Source organism: Novosphingobium sp. UBA1939 (assembly GCF_002336885.1).
GTDB lineage: Bacteria > Pseudomonadota > Alphaproteobacteria > Sphingomonadales > Sphingomonadaceae > Novosphingobium.
This window is the reverse complement of sequence record NZ_DDFB01000082.1, coordinates 1-15,642: the sequence shown is the minus strand read 5'-3', so window position 1 is coordinate 15,642 and position 15,642 is coordinate 1. Positions and strand designations below refer to the sequence as shown.

The 15,642-nt window shown below is 68.3% G+C and carries 16 protein-coding genes and 2 pseudogenes; 5 read left to right on the top strand and 13 right to left on the bottom strand.

Going from position 1 to position 15,642, the window contains the following annotated elements; genetic code table 11:
• The 3 genes and pseudogenes from B3547_RS11065 to B3547_RS11055 all read left to right on the top strand — a co-directional run.
• Nucleotides 1-174 (top strand): annotated as a pseudogene (locus tag B3547_RS11065) (cytochrome P450); the annotation flags it as partial.
• Between the two features lie 135 nt (nt 175-309).
• Nucleotides 310-813, top strand: a complete 504-nt coding sequence (gene msrB, locus B3547_RS11060) for a peptide-methionine (R)-S-oxide reductase MsrB (RefSeq protein ID WP_292963064.1) — start codon at nt 310-312, stop codon at nt 811-813.
• A 227-nt stretch (nt 814-1,040) separates the two neighbouring features.
• On the top strand, nt 1,041-2,081 hold the full coding sequence (locus tag B3547_RS11055) for an esterase-like activity of phytase family protein (protein WP_292963062.1): 1,041 nt from the start codon (nt 1,041-1,043) through the stop codon (nt 2,079-2,081).
• A 96-nt stretch (nt 2,082-2,177) separates the two neighbouring features.
• On the opposite strand, the gene rpmB is transcribed toward B3547_RS11055, so the two are convergent.
• A complete protein-coding gene (gene rpmB / locus B3547_RS11050) occupies nt 2,178-2,462 on the bottom strand; it encodes a 50S ribosomal protein L28 (protein ID WP_124810134.1) in 285 nt (94 codons plus the stop codon).
• A gap of 132 nt (nt 2,463-2,594) precedes the next feature.
• On the opposite strand from rpmB, the gene B3547_RS11045 reads away from it, so the two are divergent.
• A complete protein-coding gene (locus B3547_RS11045) occupies nt 2,595-3,050 on the top strand; it encodes a nucleoside deaminase (RefSeq protein WP_125954355.1) in 456 nt (151 codons plus the stop codon).
• Here the strand turns inward: B3547_RS11045 and B3547_RS11040 are convergent.
• From B3547_RS11040 to B3547_RS11025, 4 genes are all read right to left on the bottom strand, one after another.
• Nucleotides 3,047-3,787, bottom strand: a complete 741-nt coding sequence (locus B3547_RS11040; protein ID WP_292963057.1) for a ribonuclease T2 family protein — start codon at nt 3,785-3,787, stop codon at nt 3,047-3,049. The two genes, B3547_RS11045 and B3547_RS11040, sit on opposite strands and share 4 nt — an antisense overlap.
• A 4-nt stretch (nt 3,788-3,791) precedes the next feature.
• On the bottom strand, nt 3,792-4,658 hold the full coding sequence (gene nadC, locus B3547_RS11035; protein WP_292963055.1) for a carboxylating nicotinate-nucleotide diphosphorylase: 867 nt from the start codon (nt 4,656-4,658) through the stop codon (nt 3,792-3,794).
• A gap of 48 nt (nt 4,659-4,706) precedes the next feature.
• Nucleotides 4,707-5,504, bottom strand: coding sequence for a LytR/AlgR family response regulator transcription factor (locus B3547_RS11030; protein WP_124810138.1), 798 nt, complete (start codon nt 5,502-5,504; stop codon nt 4,707-4,709).
• A 61-nt stretch (nt 5,505-5,565) separates the two neighbouring features.
• Nucleotides 5,566-6,774, bottom strand: coding sequence for a sensor histidine kinase (locus tag B3547_RS11025; protein ID WP_124810139.1), 1,209 nt, complete (start codon nt 6,772-6,774; stop codon nt 5,566-5,568).
• Nucleotides 6,775-6,850: 76 nt separating this feature from the next.
• On the opposite strand from B3547_RS11025, the gene B3547_RS11020 reads away from it, so the two are divergent.
• The gene (locus B3547_RS11020; protein WP_124810140.1) at nt 6,851-7,441 is read left to right on the top strand and encodes an HD domain-containing protein; all 591 of its coding nucleotides are present in this window, start codon (nt 6,851-6,853) and stop codon (nt 7,439-7,441) included.
• Between the two features lie 24 nt (nt 7,442-7,465).
• Here B3547_RS11020 and B3547_RS11015 read toward each other — a convergent pair whose 3' ends face one another.
• The 8 genes and pseudogenes from B3547_RS11015 to B3547_RS10980 all read right to left on the bottom strand — a co-directional run bounded on the left by B3547_RS11015 (nt 7,466) and on the right by B3547_RS10980 (nt 15,556).
• Complete coding sequence (locus B3547_RS11015; RefSeq protein WP_292963050.1) at nt 7,466-8,266, bottom strand: DsbA family protein; 801 nt, start codon at nt 8,264-8,266, stop codon at nt 7,466-7,468.
• A 9-nt stretch (nt 8,267-8,275) separates the two neighbouring features.
• A complete protein-coding gene (locus B3547_RS11010; protein WP_124810142.1) occupies nt 8,276-9,664 on the bottom strand; it encodes a M48 family metalloprotease in 1,389 nt (462 codons plus the stop codon).
• A gap of 20 nt (nt 9,665-9,684) precedes the next feature.
• Nucleotides 9,685-10,626 carry an alpha/beta hydrolase gene (locus tag B3547_RS11005; RefSeq protein ID WP_292963046.1) on the bottom strand — a complete coding sequence of 314 codons (942 nt, stop codon included), beginning with the start codon at nt 10,624-10,626 and terminating at the stop codon, nt 9,685-9,687.
• A 58-nt stretch (nt 10,627-10,684) separates the two neighbouring features.
• Nucleotides 10,685-12,166: a hypothetical protein gene (locus B3547_RS11000; RefSeq protein ID WP_255530342.1), complete on the bottom strand. Its 1,482-nt coding sequence runs from the start codon at nt 12,164-12,166 to the stop codon at nt 10,685-10,687.
• Nucleotides 12,167-12,319: 153 nt separating this feature from the next.
• Nucleotides 12,320-13,210 carry an HpcH/HpaI aldolase/citrate lyase family protein gene (locus B3547_RS10995; protein WP_292963042.1) on the bottom strand — a complete coding sequence of 297 codons (891 nt, stop codon included), beginning with the start codon at nt 13,208-13,210 and terminating at the stop codon, nt 12,320-12,322.
• Nucleotides 13,197-14,459, bottom strand: a complete 1,263-nt coding sequence (locus B3547_RS10990; RefSeq protein WP_292963039.1) for an MFS transporter — start codon at nt 14,457-14,459, stop codon at nt 13,197-13,199. Before B3547_RS10990 ends, B3547_RS10995 begins: the two co-directional genes overlap by 14 nt.
• 13 nt (nt 14,460-14,472) lie before the next feature.
• Nucleotides 14,473-14,904 carry a DUF2141 domain-containing protein gene (locus tag B3547_RS10985; RefSeq protein ID WP_292963037.1) on the bottom strand — a complete coding sequence of 144 codons (432 nt, stop codon included), beginning with the start codon at nt 14,902-14,904 and terminating at the stop codon, nt 14,473-14,475.
• A pseudogene (locus tag B3547_RS10980) lies at nt 14,901-15,556 on the bottom strand (sterol desaturase family protein). The gene B3547_RS10985 and the pseudogene B3547_RS10980 overlap by 4 nt, the downstream one beginning before the upstream one ends.
• Between the last annotated feature and the right edge of the window lie 86 nt (nt 15,557-15,642).

Here is a 15,642-nt window from a genome sequence, read left to right as displayed (position 1 = left end):
TATGGCATCCACCGCTGCGTGGGCGCGCGCCTGGCCGAACTGCAACTGCGCATCCTGCTGGAGGAAATGCACAAGCGCCGCCTGCGCGTTCATGTTGCCGGCGCGGTCGAACGCGTGCGCGCGAACTTCGTCCATGGCTTCCGCCGCATGGAAGTGGAAGTCGAACGCTGGTGAAAGTGTGATCGCGCTCACGCGCGGTTCATCTGGCGCGGGTTAGAAGGCGTGCGTTCCGCCGGGGCGCGCGCCTACCCTGCCCCCCCTCTGGTGCCCCCGGCGGAACGAGCTTTCCCAAAGCTGCGGAACCCAACCATGCCGCGTGATCCTGCCCGAGTCGCCCGCCGCCAGTTCCTGACCTTCCTGGGCGCGACGGCGGCGATGTCCGTCACCTCGGCCTGCAGCGCCGCCCCGGCGCGCTCCAAGGGCACCTTCCCGGTCCAGCATACCGAAGCCGAATGGCGCCGGCTGCTGACGCCCGCACAGTTCTACATCCTGCGGCAGGAAGGGACGGAGCGTCCGTTTACCTCGCCGCTGCTGGGGGAACACCGCCGCGGCACGTTCGTCTGCGCCGCCGATGGCAACCCGCTGTTCGCTTCCACCACCAAGTTCGATAGCGGCACGGGCTGGCCCAGCTTCTGGCGCCCCCTGCCGCGCGCCGTCGGAACCTCGGTCGACCGGTCGTTCGGCACGGTGCGGACGGAAGTGCACTGCCTGCGCTGTGGCGGGCATCTCGGCCACGTGTTCGAGGATGGACCGCCGCCGACCGGCCTGCGCTACTGCATGAACGGCGACGCGCTGCAATTCCGGCCTGCCTGAAGCACGCTGCCCACCCTCAGCCCTCCCGCGTGCGGGAGGGGAGCGAGGCTTGCGCCGCCGCAGGCGGTGTTAGCCGCAGTGGGGTGGGCTTTTCTCGCTCTGCGTTCGCAAATGGTCGCAATCGCCCCGAAAAACAGGGCCGGAACACGGGATCGCCGCGTTAACCATGATAAGCTGTGCATGGTTCGGCGGCGTGGCCCGCCGTCCCTTTCGCGGCGCCGGCCGGTGTGGCAATCGCCGCTGCGATGCGCTTCCTCAAGCCCTCCCTGATTGTCTCTCTCCTGCTGGCCTGCACGCTGTTGCCGCTGACATGGCTTCGCGGCCCGGCGCCGGTTCCGAACAACGATCCAAGGATCGCGATCACCGATCTCATGCCATCGCTGCGGGCGCAGGACCGCGGGCGGATCGCGCGGGAGCTGGGGCCGTTCGCGCTGGCCGGTGCCTGGCAGCTCGCCAGCGACAACGCGCTGTTCGGCAATTATTCCGCGCTGGGCCAGTTCGCGGATGGCACGCTGATCGCCTTTGGTGACCGCAACGACGCGCTCTATTTTACGCCGCCCGACCGGCCCGGCCCGTGGCGGGCGGAAATGTACCGGCCGATCGAGGGCAGCTCGCGGCGCGGCTATATCGATGTCGATGCCGAATCGCTGTACATCGATCCGGTGCGGCAGGACCTGTTCGTCGGCTACGAAGGGTCGCCCTACTACTATCACTTCAGCCGCACGCTTTCGTGGCGCGAGACGATTCCCGCGCCGGTGCTGGACCGGTGGAACGGGAATCAGGGGCCGGAAGCGATGGCGCGGCTTGCCGACGGGCGCGTGGTGGTGATCGGGGAGCTTTATGCGCGCTGGTTCAGCCGGCGGCTGCATCCGGCGCTGCTCTATCCGGGCATGCCCCGGCCGGATGAAATGCCTGCTCTGTTCGAGGTGGAGATGCCCGAGGGCTTCCGGCCCACCGAACTGGCACTGTTGCCCGATGGCCGCCTGCTGGTGCTGGGGCGCAAGCTGACGCTGGCGGGCTTCCGCACGACGATCTCGATCGCCGATCCCGCCGCGATTCGTCCCGGCGGCGTGCTGCCGACGCGCGAACTGGCGCGAATCACCGATCCGCGCCTGCGCGAGAACTACGAAGGAATGACCGTGACGCGGGATGCCGATGGCGCGGTGGCGGTCTGGCTGATCGCCGACAGCAACCTGATGGTCTGGGCGCAGCGGACGCTGCTGCTCAAGCTGCGCCTGCGGCCCGGCCAGCGCCTATCGGATTTGTGAGGTAAGCCGGGTACGGCAGCCGGACACGACAAGAGCCGGGCAAAAGCCCGGCCCGAGACGGAAGCATCGGCGGATTGCCCTTGCGGGCCGCCGTGATCAGGCGGCGACAGCCTTGACCAGCTCGCGCTTCACCTTGAGGGCGCGCGGGCTCAGCTTGGCGTCGGCCTGCTTCAGCAGCCAGTTGTCGAGGCCGCCGTTGTGCTCCACCGAACGCAGACCGTGCGTCGAGACGCGGAACTTGAAGCTGCGGTCCAGCTTCTCGCTCATCAGCGTCACGTTCTGCAGGTTGGGCAGGAACACGCGCTTGGTCTTGTTGTTGGCGTGGCTGACATTGTGGCCGATCTGGCGGCCCTTGCCGGTCAGTTCGCAGATACGCGACATGGATAAAACTCGCTTCAAAAGTCGATATGTCTATCGGGAAGGCGCGGCAATTATCCATTTGCGGCGCGAAGTCAAGGATTCGCACGGCGATTCGATTTGCGCGGCGTGCCGGGGCGGGTTAGCGCCGCCCGGATGACCCGCTGGCCGCTCCCCCCACCGATGCGCGAGGCGCTGGACGCCGCCCTGCGCGCGCGTGATGCGGGCGAGGTGCCGATCGGCGCGGTGGTCGTGCGCGATGGCGCGGTGATCGCCGCCGCGCACAACGCCCCGCGGACGCTGCGCGATCCCACCGCCCATGCCGAAGTGCTGGCGATTCGCGAAGCGGCGCGCGTGCTGGATCGCGAACGGCTCGATGGCTGTGACCTGTGGGTCACGCTGGAGCCCTGTGCGATGTGCGCGGGCGCCATCGTCCACGCGCGAATCGACCGGGTCTATTACGCCGCGCCCGATCCCAAGGGGGGCGCGGTGGAACATGGCGCGCGCGTGTTCGACCAGCCCGGCTGCCTGCACCGGCCGGAGGTCTATTCGGGCATGGGGGAAAGCGAAGCGGCCGACCTGCTGCGGGCGTTCTTCCGCGAACGGCGCTAGCTGCCGCCGCGCCAGATTTTCAGGGGAGCGCGGTCGGGCAGGCCGGCATCGCGGCAGCGGACGGGGCGCAGCACGCGCGAATAGCAGATGCGCACTTCCTGAAGCCACCCTGCCCGATTCGCCTCCACCCGGATCGCCTGCGCAAACAGGCCCGGAGAGCGGGCGGCCAGCGCGCGGCGCAGATCTCCCGCGTTGAGGTCGCCCCGGCGCGAAAGCGCGGCCATGTCGGGGATGCGCACCGCGCCGTAGAGCCGCTGGGCGCTGGCGTAATAGGCGTCGGGGTCTGGCCAGGCGCAGGTGCCGTGCTTGGCCCATTCGTGCGCCAGCAGAGCGGGCGAGGGCGTCATGCACAGGTTGCGGCGGACGGTCTGTGCGGTAAGCGGCGCTGGGCGCGCGCTGCACCATTGCGGCGGCGTGGCGCCATCGCTTTCGGGCCACAGGCCATGCACCACGAAGCCGAATCGCCCGAGTGATCCCCCGGCCGACCCGTTCCCACGCCCGCACTGCATCGCGTGGCGCGAATCGGACTGGCGGGTGCGGCAGAATTCGGGCGACCAGGTCAGCGCCAGCGAATAACCGGTGACGGGCACGGCATGGGCCGGCGCATCGGGCGCGGGAATCGTGGGCACGTCGACTTGCGCCGGCACGCTGCACTGGCCAGCCTGCGCCAATGCGGGCGTGGCGGCGCAGGCCACCAGCAGCGAAACCAGCAGGGCGGGACGGCGCGGCGCAATCATCGGGTCAGTCCAGCTGCGTGAAATCGAGGCCGATGTCGGCTGCCGGCGCGCTCTGCGTCAGGCGGCCGACCGACACGTAGTCCACGCCCGATGCGGCGATGGCGGCGATGGTATCGAGCCGGACGCCGCCCGAGGCTTCGGTGGGCACGCGCCCGTTCACCAGCGCCACGGCTTCGCGCAGCAGGTCCGGCCCCATGTTGTCGAACAGCAGGCGGGTGGCGCCGGCATCGAGCGCGGGGGCGATCTGGTCGATGCGGTCGACTTCGCAGATCACGTCCTTCACCCCGGCGGCCAGCGCGCGGCGCACCGCTTCGCCCACGCCGCCGGCGACGAGGACGTGGTTGTCCTTGATCATCGCCGCGTCCCACAGGCCCATGCGGTGGTTGCTCCCCCCGCCGCAGCGCACCGCGTATTTTTCGAGGTGCCGCAGGCCGGGGATGGTCTTGCGCGTATCGAGCAGCACCGCGCGGGTATCGCCCATCGCGTCCACATACGTCCGCGTCAGCGTGGCGACGCCGGACAAGTGCTGCACGGTGTTGAGCGCGCTGCGCTCCGCCGTCAGCATCGCCCGGGCGTTGCCTTCCAGCCGCATCAGCGCGCTGCCGGGCGCGACGCGCGCGCCTTCCTCGATGAGGATCTCCACCGCCATCGCCGGATCGAGCGCGCGGAAGAACGCGGCGGCGATCGGCAGGCCGCAGACGGTGATGGCATCACGGCTTTCCATCACGCCGGCAAAGCGCGCCGTGGCCGGGATCACGCTTTCGCTGGTTACGTCATGCCCGCCACCGGGCAGGCCGACGCCGAAATCCTCGTCCAGCGTGGCGGAAACGAAGGCGGAAAGGTCGAAACCGGGGAGGGCGAAGTCTGTCATGCCCTGTCCCTTACCACTGCGTGCGACCGTGTCGAGCGCGGGTATGGGTCAATGCACGAAGCGCGCCACCACGTTGCGGTAGGACCGGCTGACCTTCACTTCCGCGCCGCTTTCGAGCACCAGGAAGCATTCGCCGTTGGTGTGCGGGCGGACCTGCCGGACCTGATCGAGATTGACGATCTTGGAGCGGTGGACGCGCTGGAACACGCGCGGGTCCAGCCGGCGTTCGAGATCCTTCATCGTTTCGCGCAGGATCAGCGAATTGTCGCCGGTGTAGATGCACATGTAGTCGCCCGCCGCCTCGATCCGTTCGATCGTATCGACATCGACGCGGAAGATCTGGCCGCGATCCTTGATGTTGATCAGCTTCTCGAACCGGCCCGCCGTCGGCTCGGTTTCCTCGGGCATGTCCGGCATCGCGTCGGGCGCGACTTCGGCAAGCACGTTCTTGAGCTTCTCGGCCTCTTCCAGCCCGCGCTTTTCGGCCAGGCGGGTGCGCGCGCGGTCCAGGGCGTCGGCGAGGCGGTCTTCCTCCACCGGCTTCAGCAGGTAATCGACCGCATTGGCCTCGAACGCCCGGATCGCGTGTTCGGAATAGGCGGTCACGAACACGAACAGCGGCGGGTCGATCTCCATCACCCCCTGGACGACGCTGAACCCGTCGAAGCCGGGCATCTGGATGTCGCAGAACACCAGGTCCGGCTTCTCGGTCTTGATCTTGCGGATCGCCTCGCGCCCGTTGGAGCAGGTGTCGATCACTTCCACGTCGGGAAAGGCCTCCAGGCGCAGTTGCAGCCCCTGGATCGCCAGCTTTTCGTCATCGACGAGGATCGTGCGGATGGTCATGCGTAACCCTTGCTTGTCTTGGGGGAGCCGCGACAGGGGCGGTACGGCAGGGAGGGGATGTTCACCCGGCGGAAGCCAGGCTGGCGGCCAAACCCGTGCCTGAGCCGGCGATCGGGCGTGCCGGCCGCGCAGGCGTTTCCTTCGCCTCGTAGGGCAGCTCGATCACCACCGTCAGGCCGCCTTCGGGGCCGTTGGCGATATCGAACCGCTGGTTTTCGCCATAGGCCTGGGCAAGCCGGTCACGGATGTTGGCAAGGCCAACCCCCGTGGAAACGTGGCCGCCGTTCCATACCGATGTCGTGTCGCCGCTGTCGCTTGTCACGCCGAACAATTTCGTGGGGTCGGTGCCCGGTTGCAAGCCCGGCCCGGTGTCCGACACGGTGACGCGAAGCGTGGGGCCGACGAGTTGCGCCGCGATGGTGATCTGCGCGCCTTCCTCCAGCGGGGAGACGGCATACTTGATCGCGTTTTCCACCAGCGGTTGCAGCAGCAGCGAAGGCAGCAGCGCATTGCGCGCCTCGTCCTCGATACGGAACTCGGTGCGCAGCCGTTCCTCGAACCGCATCCGTTCGATATCGAGGTAGAGCTTCAGCGTCTCCGCCTCCTGCGCCACGGTGACGCGGCCGGTCGGCTCGTTGACCAGGGTATAGCGCAGGAACGAGGACAGCCGGCTCAGCATCGCGTTGGCCGGCTCGGTCTGCTTGAGCAGGACCAGCGTGGAGATCGAATTCAGCGTGTTGAACAGGAAATGCGGGTTGAGCTGATAGCGCAGCATGGCGAGCTGCGCCGATGTCGCCTGGTTTTCCAGCCGCAGCAGCTGATCGTTCTGTTCCTCCACCTGCAGGAAGAAGTTGATCGCGTAATAGAGCGCCGACCAGGCCCCCAGCAGCGTGAGATCGAGGTAGAACACGCCCACGAAGCGCTGGGCGAAGCCGGCCTCGCTGTTCGGGCGGTAGAGGCTCAGCACCCACGAATCGATGAAGGCATAGATGCCCACGGCGATGGCCAGCACCACGGCGGTGACGCCCCAGGTGATGATCGGGCGCCGGTTGATCAGCGCGCGGTAGATCACCGACAGGATCAGCGAGATCGAAAAGCCCGTGATCGTCACGATCAGCAGGATGACGAGATTGGACCATGGCTGCGCGTTGGCGATGATCGACATCGCGCGCAGCAGCATGGCGCCGCCCCAGCCAAGGAATTGCAGGCGCCAGAAGGCGCGGTTCTTGTTGCCGAAGAACGGCGTCGGTTGAAACGGCAGCACGGCCATGCCGGCACTCTAGCGCCAAGCGCACGGTTGCGCAAAGCCGCCGGATGCGTAAGCTGCGGGGCGGGAGAAGAAGCCTATGACCGCTACCACCGATACCGCCGAACGCGCCCGCTTCCGCGCCATGCGCGAAGGCACCCAGGAGGACTGGGACATCATCGGGCGCGATTACTACGCCTTTGCCGATCACCTGGCCGACCGCGTGCTGACCCACCTCCGGCTGCTCGACGGCGATTTCGGCGGGTTTCCGATCGATCGCCTCCAGCACAGCCTGCAGACCGCCACGCGCGCCCACCGCGACGGGCGCGGGGAACGCTATGTCGTCATGGCGCTGCTGCACGACATCGGCGATACGCTGGGCACCTACAACCATCCGGAAGTCGCCGCCGCGATCCTCAAGCCGTTCGTGACGGAAGAGGAACACTGGATCTGCCAGAATCACGGCGCGTTCCAGGGCTACTATTACTTCCACTACCTGGGGCTGGACCGGAACCTGCGCGAACGGTTCCGCGATCATCCGTGGTTCGATGCCTGCGCCGAATTCTGCGAAAAGTACGATCAGGCCGCGTTCGATCCGGACTACGATACGCTGCCGCTGTCGTTCTTCGAGCCGATGCTGCGCCGGGTGATGGCGAAGCCGCTGGCGAGCATGTACAAGAAGCCCGACTGACGGCGGAGGGGAACGGGCGCGGTCTCAGCCCTTGCGCGCGGCGTCGATCGCCTGTTGCAGCCGTTCCTTGCCCACCGCGCCCGACAGCAGCTCGTTGCCGATTACCCACGCCGGGGTGCCGTTGATGCCGAGTTGCCGCGCCAGGCCCAGGTTGCGCTGGATTTCCTGATCGACCCCGGCATCGCGCGCGAAGCCGCGGGCCGTGGCCACATCGACCCCGGCGGCACCGGCGGCGGCGGCGATGCTGGCATCGCCGGGGGCGTCGCCCGCGAACATCGCCTTGTGGAAGGCCGCATACTTGCCCTGCGCGGCGGCGGCCAGCCCCATGCGCGCGGCCGGTTCGCTGGCGGGCGCGATGATCGGCAGTTCGCGCACCACCACTTTCAGGTCGGGGTTGGCGGCGATCAGCGCATCGACATCGCCCACGCTGCGCCGGCAATAGGTGCAGGCGAAATCGGTGAACTCGACCAGTGTCACCTTGCCGGCGGGATTGCCCATGATCGCGCCGGGGAACGGCGTTTCCAGCGCCCCGCGCATCGGCGCGATCCGGGCCTGCGCCTCGCGCTGCTGCAACCGGTCCATCGCCTCGGGCAGGATCTCGGGATGATCGAGAATATAGGCGCGCACCAGCTCTTCCATGGCGGCGCGCTGCTTTGCGCTGATTCCGGCGTTGGCGAGCGTGTCTTCAAGCTGGGCGTCTCTGCCGGCCTCCGCTTCGCTCGCGGTGCGGTGGCGCTCGTACCACCAGCCAAGGCCGGTGCCGGCCACCAGCAGGGCGATGGCGAGAAGCCAGAACGGGCGGATGCGGGATAACGGGGAAGCCATGAACCTGCGCTACTTCTTCTTGCCCTGCCGCTCAATCATCGCCCGCGCCGAATAGGCGATATCCTGCGCGCGCAGCCAGTCGGCGGAGCCTTTGGGCAGCGCCGCTTCGGCGGCTTCGGCGTTGCGCATGGCCTCGGGCAGCTCAAGGTACATCAATTGCTGTTCCGCGCTGGCCAGCCGGGCGCGGGCGGTATCGCCCTTGGCTTCATAGACCACGCCAAGCTGGTACCAGGCGAACGGGTTCTCGCGGTCGCGCGCGATGGAGGTGCGCAGGATCTTCTCCGCCTCGTCGAAATTGGCCTTGTTCTCGGTGGCGAGCAGGGCGTGGCCGAACGTCGTGGCGATCAGCGGTTCGTTGCCGGTCAGCGCGGTGGCGCGGCGCAGCGGCTCCAGCGCATCGGCGGGATGCCCGGATTCGAGCAGGATCTGCCCTTCCAGTTCCAGCGCATAGGGATCGTTCGGCTGCTGCTTCAGGATCGCCTGGGTTTCGGCCAGCGCTTTGTCCATGAATGCCTCCTTGTGGTAGGCATAGGCGCGGGCGTAGTGAGCCGGCACGTCGTTGAGGTATTCCGGATAGGCGTTCAGCGTCGCCTGCGGTTCGGCCAGATAGCCATAGAGCTTGGCCTTCACCCGCAGGAAGCGCGCCTGCAAGGCTGGGTCTTCGGGCTTGTTCCACGCCGGATCGTGTTCGTAGGTATCCTGCAGCGTGGTCAGGCGGTCCGCCGTCATCGGGTGCGAGGAATAGAACTCGCTGTCGGCGTTGCGGGTGAAGCCATAGCGGAACTCCTGGTTCTGCAGCTTCTTGAAGAAATCGATCGAGCCACGCCCGGAAATGCCGGCTTTCGAGAGGAATTGCGCGCCGGCCGCGTCGGCCGAAGATTCCTGCGCGCGGCTGAAGGCGAGGTACTTGCCCAGCGCCGCCTGCTGCCCGGCCATGAACACGCCCATCGCCGCCTCGCCCGCGCCGGCGGCGGCGGCGGCCGCGCCCAGCAGCAGGCTGAGGATGGTGATTCCCGTAGCCGGCCGCGCGCCTTCGTCGTTGCGGATGATGTGGCCGCCGGTGATGTGGCCCAGTTCGTGCGCGATCACGCCCTGCACTTCGCTGACGTGGTCGGCCGCCCCGATCAGCCCGCTGTGGACATAGACCGCCTGCCCGCCCGCGACGAAGGCGTTGATCGAGCCGTCGTTAAGCAGAACGATATCGACGTTGCGCGGTTCGAGGCCGGCGGCCTTGATCAGCGGCGCGGAGATGTCACGGAACAGCGCCTCGGTTTCGGCATCGCGCAGCACCGATTGCGCCGCCGCCGGTTGCACCGTGAGCGAAAGCGCGGCGAAACCGGCAGCGATCCGCCCCGCCAGCGAGGTGGCGCGCGACGCTATCGTGCGAAGGGTAGCCATGCGCATCGTCACCCTCCAGCCTATTGCGCCGCCGCCTGAACCGCGCCTGAAGCGGGCGCGGTCACGCGTGCCAGAAACGGCAGGATCGTGTCGAGCACGCGCCGGTCGCGGTCGAACGGGCGGGCCAGCATCTTGATCGTGTCCTCGTGGCTGGCGCCCTTCAGCAGGATGGCGTGGAGCGGGACGCCGGCGGTGGCCATTGCGCGGGCAAGCGCGATCGAATTGCGCGGCTTTACCACGGTATCGGCATCGCCCGTCACCACCAGCAGCGGCGGCGCGTCGCCACGGGCGTGGGCCACGGGCTGGGTATCCTGCGGGTCCGGCGCCTGCCCGAAGCTGTGAATCGCGGCGGGCGTATCGAAGGGATAGAAGGCGTAGGGGCCGGAAACGCCGACCGCGCCGCGCAGCGCATCGGCGGACAGGCCGCGCGCCGCCAGCCAGCGCCGGTCCAGCGCAAGCATCAGCGCGTTGTAAGCGCCGGCCGAATGCCCCATCACCACCACGCGCGAGGAATCGCCGCCGTGGGCCGCGGCATGGTCTGCCACCCAGCGCAGGGCCAGCGCGCCGTCTTCCAGCATGCCCGGATAGCGTACCTTCGGGTAGAGCCGGTAGCCGGCGAGGACCACGGCGTAGCCCTGTGGTGCGAGCGCGCGGGCGACGAAGCGGTAGTTCTGTGGATCGCCGCTCGCCCAGCTGCCGCCGTGGATGAATACGATGACGGGCAGCGGCCCGCGCGCGCCGCGCGGCACGAACATTTCGAGTTTTTGCGCAGGGTCCGCGCCATAGCGTTCGCTGGCCGCCAGAACCACGTCGCCGCCGCCACGCAGCAGCCAGTCGGCATTGTCCAGCACGGCAACGGCGTTGGTGCGCAGCGCCAGGGCGAGTGCCGTGCCGCCGCCCGCGACGATCAACGCCAGCATGGCCAGGCTCCAGCCGAGCCAGCCCCATCCGGGAAATGCCACGCGCGTCCTTTCCTGCGTTCCACCCGCCATGAACGGGGGGCTAGCAGGTCAGCGCGGCTTAACCAACCAGCCTGCGCGCGGCGCGTTCGAACAGAGGTTGGTCGCCGGTCACGTCGCCCAGCAGCGCCACGGTGCCATCGCCCTGGCGGCGCACCATCACCAGCGCGAATTCCGGGCCTTCGGCGGGGAGATCGGCCAACGGCCGGGCCGGCAGCGCGCGCAGGCCCTGTGCCAGCACTTCGGCGGCATCGGGCACGCGGGCCTTGCCGCTTTCCTCGCGCCGGAGCCGGCGTTCGGTGGAAACCACGCCCTTGAGGCCGCCCGGCGCGCTGGCCAGGAAGCCGCCCAGTTCGCCGCGCTGCAGCCCGATGCGTTCGGCATGGCCCAGCACCGTCGCGTATTCGGTCAGGCGCGTCTTGTCGTATTCCGCGCCGAACACCAGCTTGACCAGCGGGATCAGTGGCGCGCGGGCCTGCATGGAAAGGCCGGCGTCGGCGATCATGTCGGCATAGTCTTCCGGCGCATCGCGCGTGGCCAGCGCGAAATCCCAGGCGCGGCCGATCGCGGCATAGAGCGCGCCGCGCGTGCGATCCTCGCTGGTGTGCGCGGCATGGGCGAGTTCACGTGCCGAAGCCAGCCAGTCGGCCAGGCCGAAATCGTCGTTGATCGGGGTGGAGGGCGCGAGCACGGCCTCGTCGAAATCGGAGAGCACTTCCTCCAGCCCGGCAAGGTCCATGATGTCATCGTCGCCGGGAACGCCATTGGCGCCGAAACCGGGCATCGGCAGGTTCCCCGCCTCATCCTCGTCCATGGAACCGGGAAAGGGCAGGATTTCCGCACCGATCGCGGCAAGGTCGAGTTCCTCCTCGTCCGCGCCGTACGCCAGCGCGCGGGGGCCATCGGCCCATACCCCGGCCCGGTCCGCCGGTTCCGCCGCATTCAGCGCATCAAGCATGCCCATGCCGCTTGGCCTTTGCGCCGGCACCGCGGCCAGCGCCTGACCGATCTGCAGCAGGAGATCGTCGGTGGTCTGCTGGTCGGCCAGTTCCTTCCAGTTGATGACCCCGTAGATGTAGTCGATCTTTTCGCCGTCGGACGAGAACGGCAGGAGGATGCCGCGATAGAGGATGTTGCGGCTGTCCTGGTTGACGAATTCCGCCTCGAAGCCGATCGGAGCCTCGTTGGCGATGATCTGCATGTAGTGGTCGGTGATGCGCGAAAGCAGGGTGCGGCCGGGAACATCGCTGAGCCGTGCCGGCATCGCCCCGTCGCCGCACTCGCTGGCCAGCAACGCGCCCAGCTGGACGATCGCGGGATCTTCATAGCCTTCGTCGAAATGCAGCAGGACCGAGCGATCGGCGAAATCGGGCAGGTGGCCGGCAAGCAGCGGCGCGACCGGCGGGAAGGGGCCGCCATCGAGCAGGCCGGTCCAGAAATTGTAGGCGCGCACCTGCAGGCGCCGTTCGTCCTGTCCGACGACCGGCGGCGGCGCTTCGACGATCGCGTCGTCGTCCAGAGAAATATAGTCAGGCGCGTTCATGCCGAAACCGTCGCCACCCAACTCTCGCAATCCATCCATGAAAGGCGCCCTTGCCATCCGTTTGTGACCGTTCTGGCGCAACATGGTAAAGGTTTGTTTAAGTTGCGCCGGTGCGATCCACGCACGATCCCGCCGCCGGGCGCGGGGCGGCCTTCACCGCGCGGCGATGGCGGCGGCTTTCTCTAGCAGGCGTTCGGCCTGCGTCCGGTGCAGCAATTCCGCCATTTTTCCGTTCACGCGCAGCGCGCCCCGGCCGGCGTTGGCGGGATCGGCGAAGGCGGCGACAATGGCCTGTGCCTCGGCGATAGCGTCTTCGGCGGGGGCGAACACGCGGTTGGCGACGGCAAGTTGCGCGGGGTGAATCAGCGTCTTGCCATCGAATCCGCCATCGCGCGCCTGCACGCATTCGGCTTCGAGCCGGGCCGAATCGTCGATCGCGTTGCACACGCCGTCGAGAATGGCGAGGCCATGCGCGCGCGCCGCGAGCACGGCCAGCGTCAGCACCGGCAGGAACACCGCACGGCCGGGCAGTTGCGCCATGCCGCTATCCTTGGCGAGATCGTTGAGCCCCAGCACGAAGGCGGCCAGCCGGGTGGTGGCGGCGCAGGCGGCGATGCGTTCGAGCGCCAGCACCGCGCGCGGCGTTTCGATCATCACCCACAGCTTCACGCCGGGCGCATAGCCGGCCGCGTCCATCGCGCGCGAAAGCGCGATCACGTCGTCCGCGTCGTCCACCTTGGGCACCAGCACCGCTTCCACCGGCGCGGCGGCCAGCGCGGCGAGATCGTCGTGCCCCCACGGCGTGTCCAGCGCGTTGATCCGCGCGATCAGGCGGCGGTGGCCAAAACCCCCGGCGGCCAGTTCCTCCAGCAGCGCGGCGCGCGCCTCGGCCTTCATCTCGGGCGCGACAGCGTCTTCCAGATCCAGCGCGACCGCGTCGGTATCGAGGCCGCGCGCCTTGTCGATCGCGCGGCGGTTGCTGGCCGGCATGTAGAGCAGCGAGCGCAGCGGACGGGCGTCGGGGGACGTTTCAGGGTTTGGCATTGGCGGGTTCCTGTACGATGTCGAGCCGTCCTTCCTCGCGCGTGGGCATCGGCGCCAGCACGCGTAGCACCAGCGAGGCCAGCAGCCACGCCGCGGCCGCGTGCAGCGCCACCTGCAGCCCGCCCAGATCGGCCACGCTGCCCCAGGCCCAGGCGCCCAGCGCCATGCCCCCGAACGTCACCGCCTGGTAGATCGATAGGCAGCGGCCGAGAATCGCTTCGGGCGACCGGAGTTGCATGGCGACGTTGAGGCTGGTCATCGCGGCCACCCAGCCGGACCCGCCGAGAAAGGCGGTGAGCATCGCGTGCGGCACCGAGGCGGTGAACGAGAGCGAGGCGAGCGCGGCGGCGAAGGCCAGCGTCGCGGCGGAGACCACCGATTCCGCGCCATAGCGCCGCCGCGCCTTGCCCACCCACAGCGCGGTGACGATCGATCCCATGCCGAAGGCGCCCAGCATCAGGCCATAGTCCAGTTCGGTGCCGCGCAGCAGATCGCGCGCAACGGTGGGCATCAGCGCGGAAAAGCCGGCCGCGCCGAAGCCGAAGGCGAAGCCGCGCAGCAGCACCTTGCGGATCGGCGCGGAACGCGCGCAGAAATCGATGCCGACCTTGATCGAGGCGAACATCGGCTGGCGCTGCGGGGTGTGCGCGCGGTGCGGTCGCCACGTCCACAGCACCACGATCATGCCGACATAGCTGATCGCGTTGAGCGCGAAGGCCAGGTTCACGTTCCAGATCGAAATGAGCAACCCGCCCATCGCGGGACCGACGCTGCGCGCGAGGTTGAACGAGATGGCGTTGAGCGCGATCGCCTGCGGCAGATCGTCCTTGCCCACCTGGAGCCGCACCGAGGCCTGCCAAGCCGGGCCGTTGAGCGCGGTGCCCATGCCCACCATCAGCGTCAGCGCGAGCAGCGACCACGGGCCGACCATGCCGGCATAGCCCAGCGCGGCGAGCAGGGCGGACACCGCGAGCATCGCCGTCTGCGCCGCCAGCATCACGCGGCGGCGGTCGAAGTTGTCGGCGATGGCGCCGGCGATCATGCCCAGCAGCATGATCGGGATCGTGGCCGAAGCCTGCACCAGCGCGACCATCACGTGGCTGCTGGTCAGGTCGGTCATCAGCCAGGCGGCGGCGACCGACTGGATGGTGGAGCCGACGTTGGAAAAGAGGTTGGCGGTCCAGATCGATCGGAAAGCGGGATAGCGGAACGGCGCCAGCGCGCCGCCGCGGTGCATCGCTTTCAGCATCGACAGCTCTCCGTCACAGCATATAGCGCATGCGGATTTCCGTCCGCACCTCGCCTTCGCCAAGGGTCAGGGCTGCCGCCGCGAAGCGCGGCGGGCCGAACCGCACCGGCGCATCGCGCGAGAAGCCGAAGCCTTCCTTAGGCACCATCAGCACCTTGTCCAGCCTGCCGTTGGCGTTTTCGTCATGGAACAGCGCCACGGCGTAGCGGCCGGGCGCGACATTGGCGAACATGATCGCGGGGTTGCGCGCCGGCACGGAAAGATGGCGGGCGTGGGGGTCCTTCTGGCAATCGGGAAATGTCGCCGGATCGGTGGTGATGCACACCTGCACCAGCCCCCTGGCCGAACGCAGTCCGGTGACGCCCACGGTGAGCGACGCGTGCTCCGGCGCCACCGCGCCGCCCAGCAGTGCCGCGGCCGGCAGCAGGATCAAGGCGGATTTCACAGCGTGCCCAGCCCTTTGTCGGTGCCGCACAGCCTGTCCCAGAAGCGGAAGTAGAGTCCGTAGTTGCACCGGTATTGCTCGTGATGCCGTTGATGATGGCTTGCGGTTATCAGCCATTGGCCGACCCGGGAATGAACGAGCCGGCGCGGAAACATTTCCCAGCCCATGTGGTTGGTGACGCCCATCACCGTCATGACGAGCAGCACCAGGCCCAGCACGCCCGCGTGGATCGGGATCACGAAGACCAGCGCGGGGATCAGCAGGCCNNGCTGGCGTGGTGGATCGCGTGGACCGCGCGGAACACGCGCGGGCGGTGCATCCAGCGGTGGGTCCAGTAGAACCAGGTATCGTGCAGGAACAGATAGAGCAGCAGCGAGACCGGCATCCACCACAGCGGCCAGGCGCGCGGATCGGTGTAGATCCGCGTCCAGCCGTGCGCCTGCCAGCCCCAGGCGACGATGCCGGCGGGAATGCCGTAGATCGCGGACGAGGCGAGGCTCCAGGCGATTTCCTTGCGGATTTGCGGGGCCAGCCCGCGATAGAGACCTGGCCGCTTGCGCCCGGTGAGCGCGGCGAACAGGCCGCTGGTGAGGAGATAGCGCACCCCCACGATCAGCGTCATCGCCAGCGCGGAAAGCCCGATGCTGTTCATGAAGCTCCGCCTTTTGCGGACGAAGCCGGAACGATCCAGCGCATTCCCTCGCACACCGGCATTCCGTTCGCGGAAGGCACGGAAGC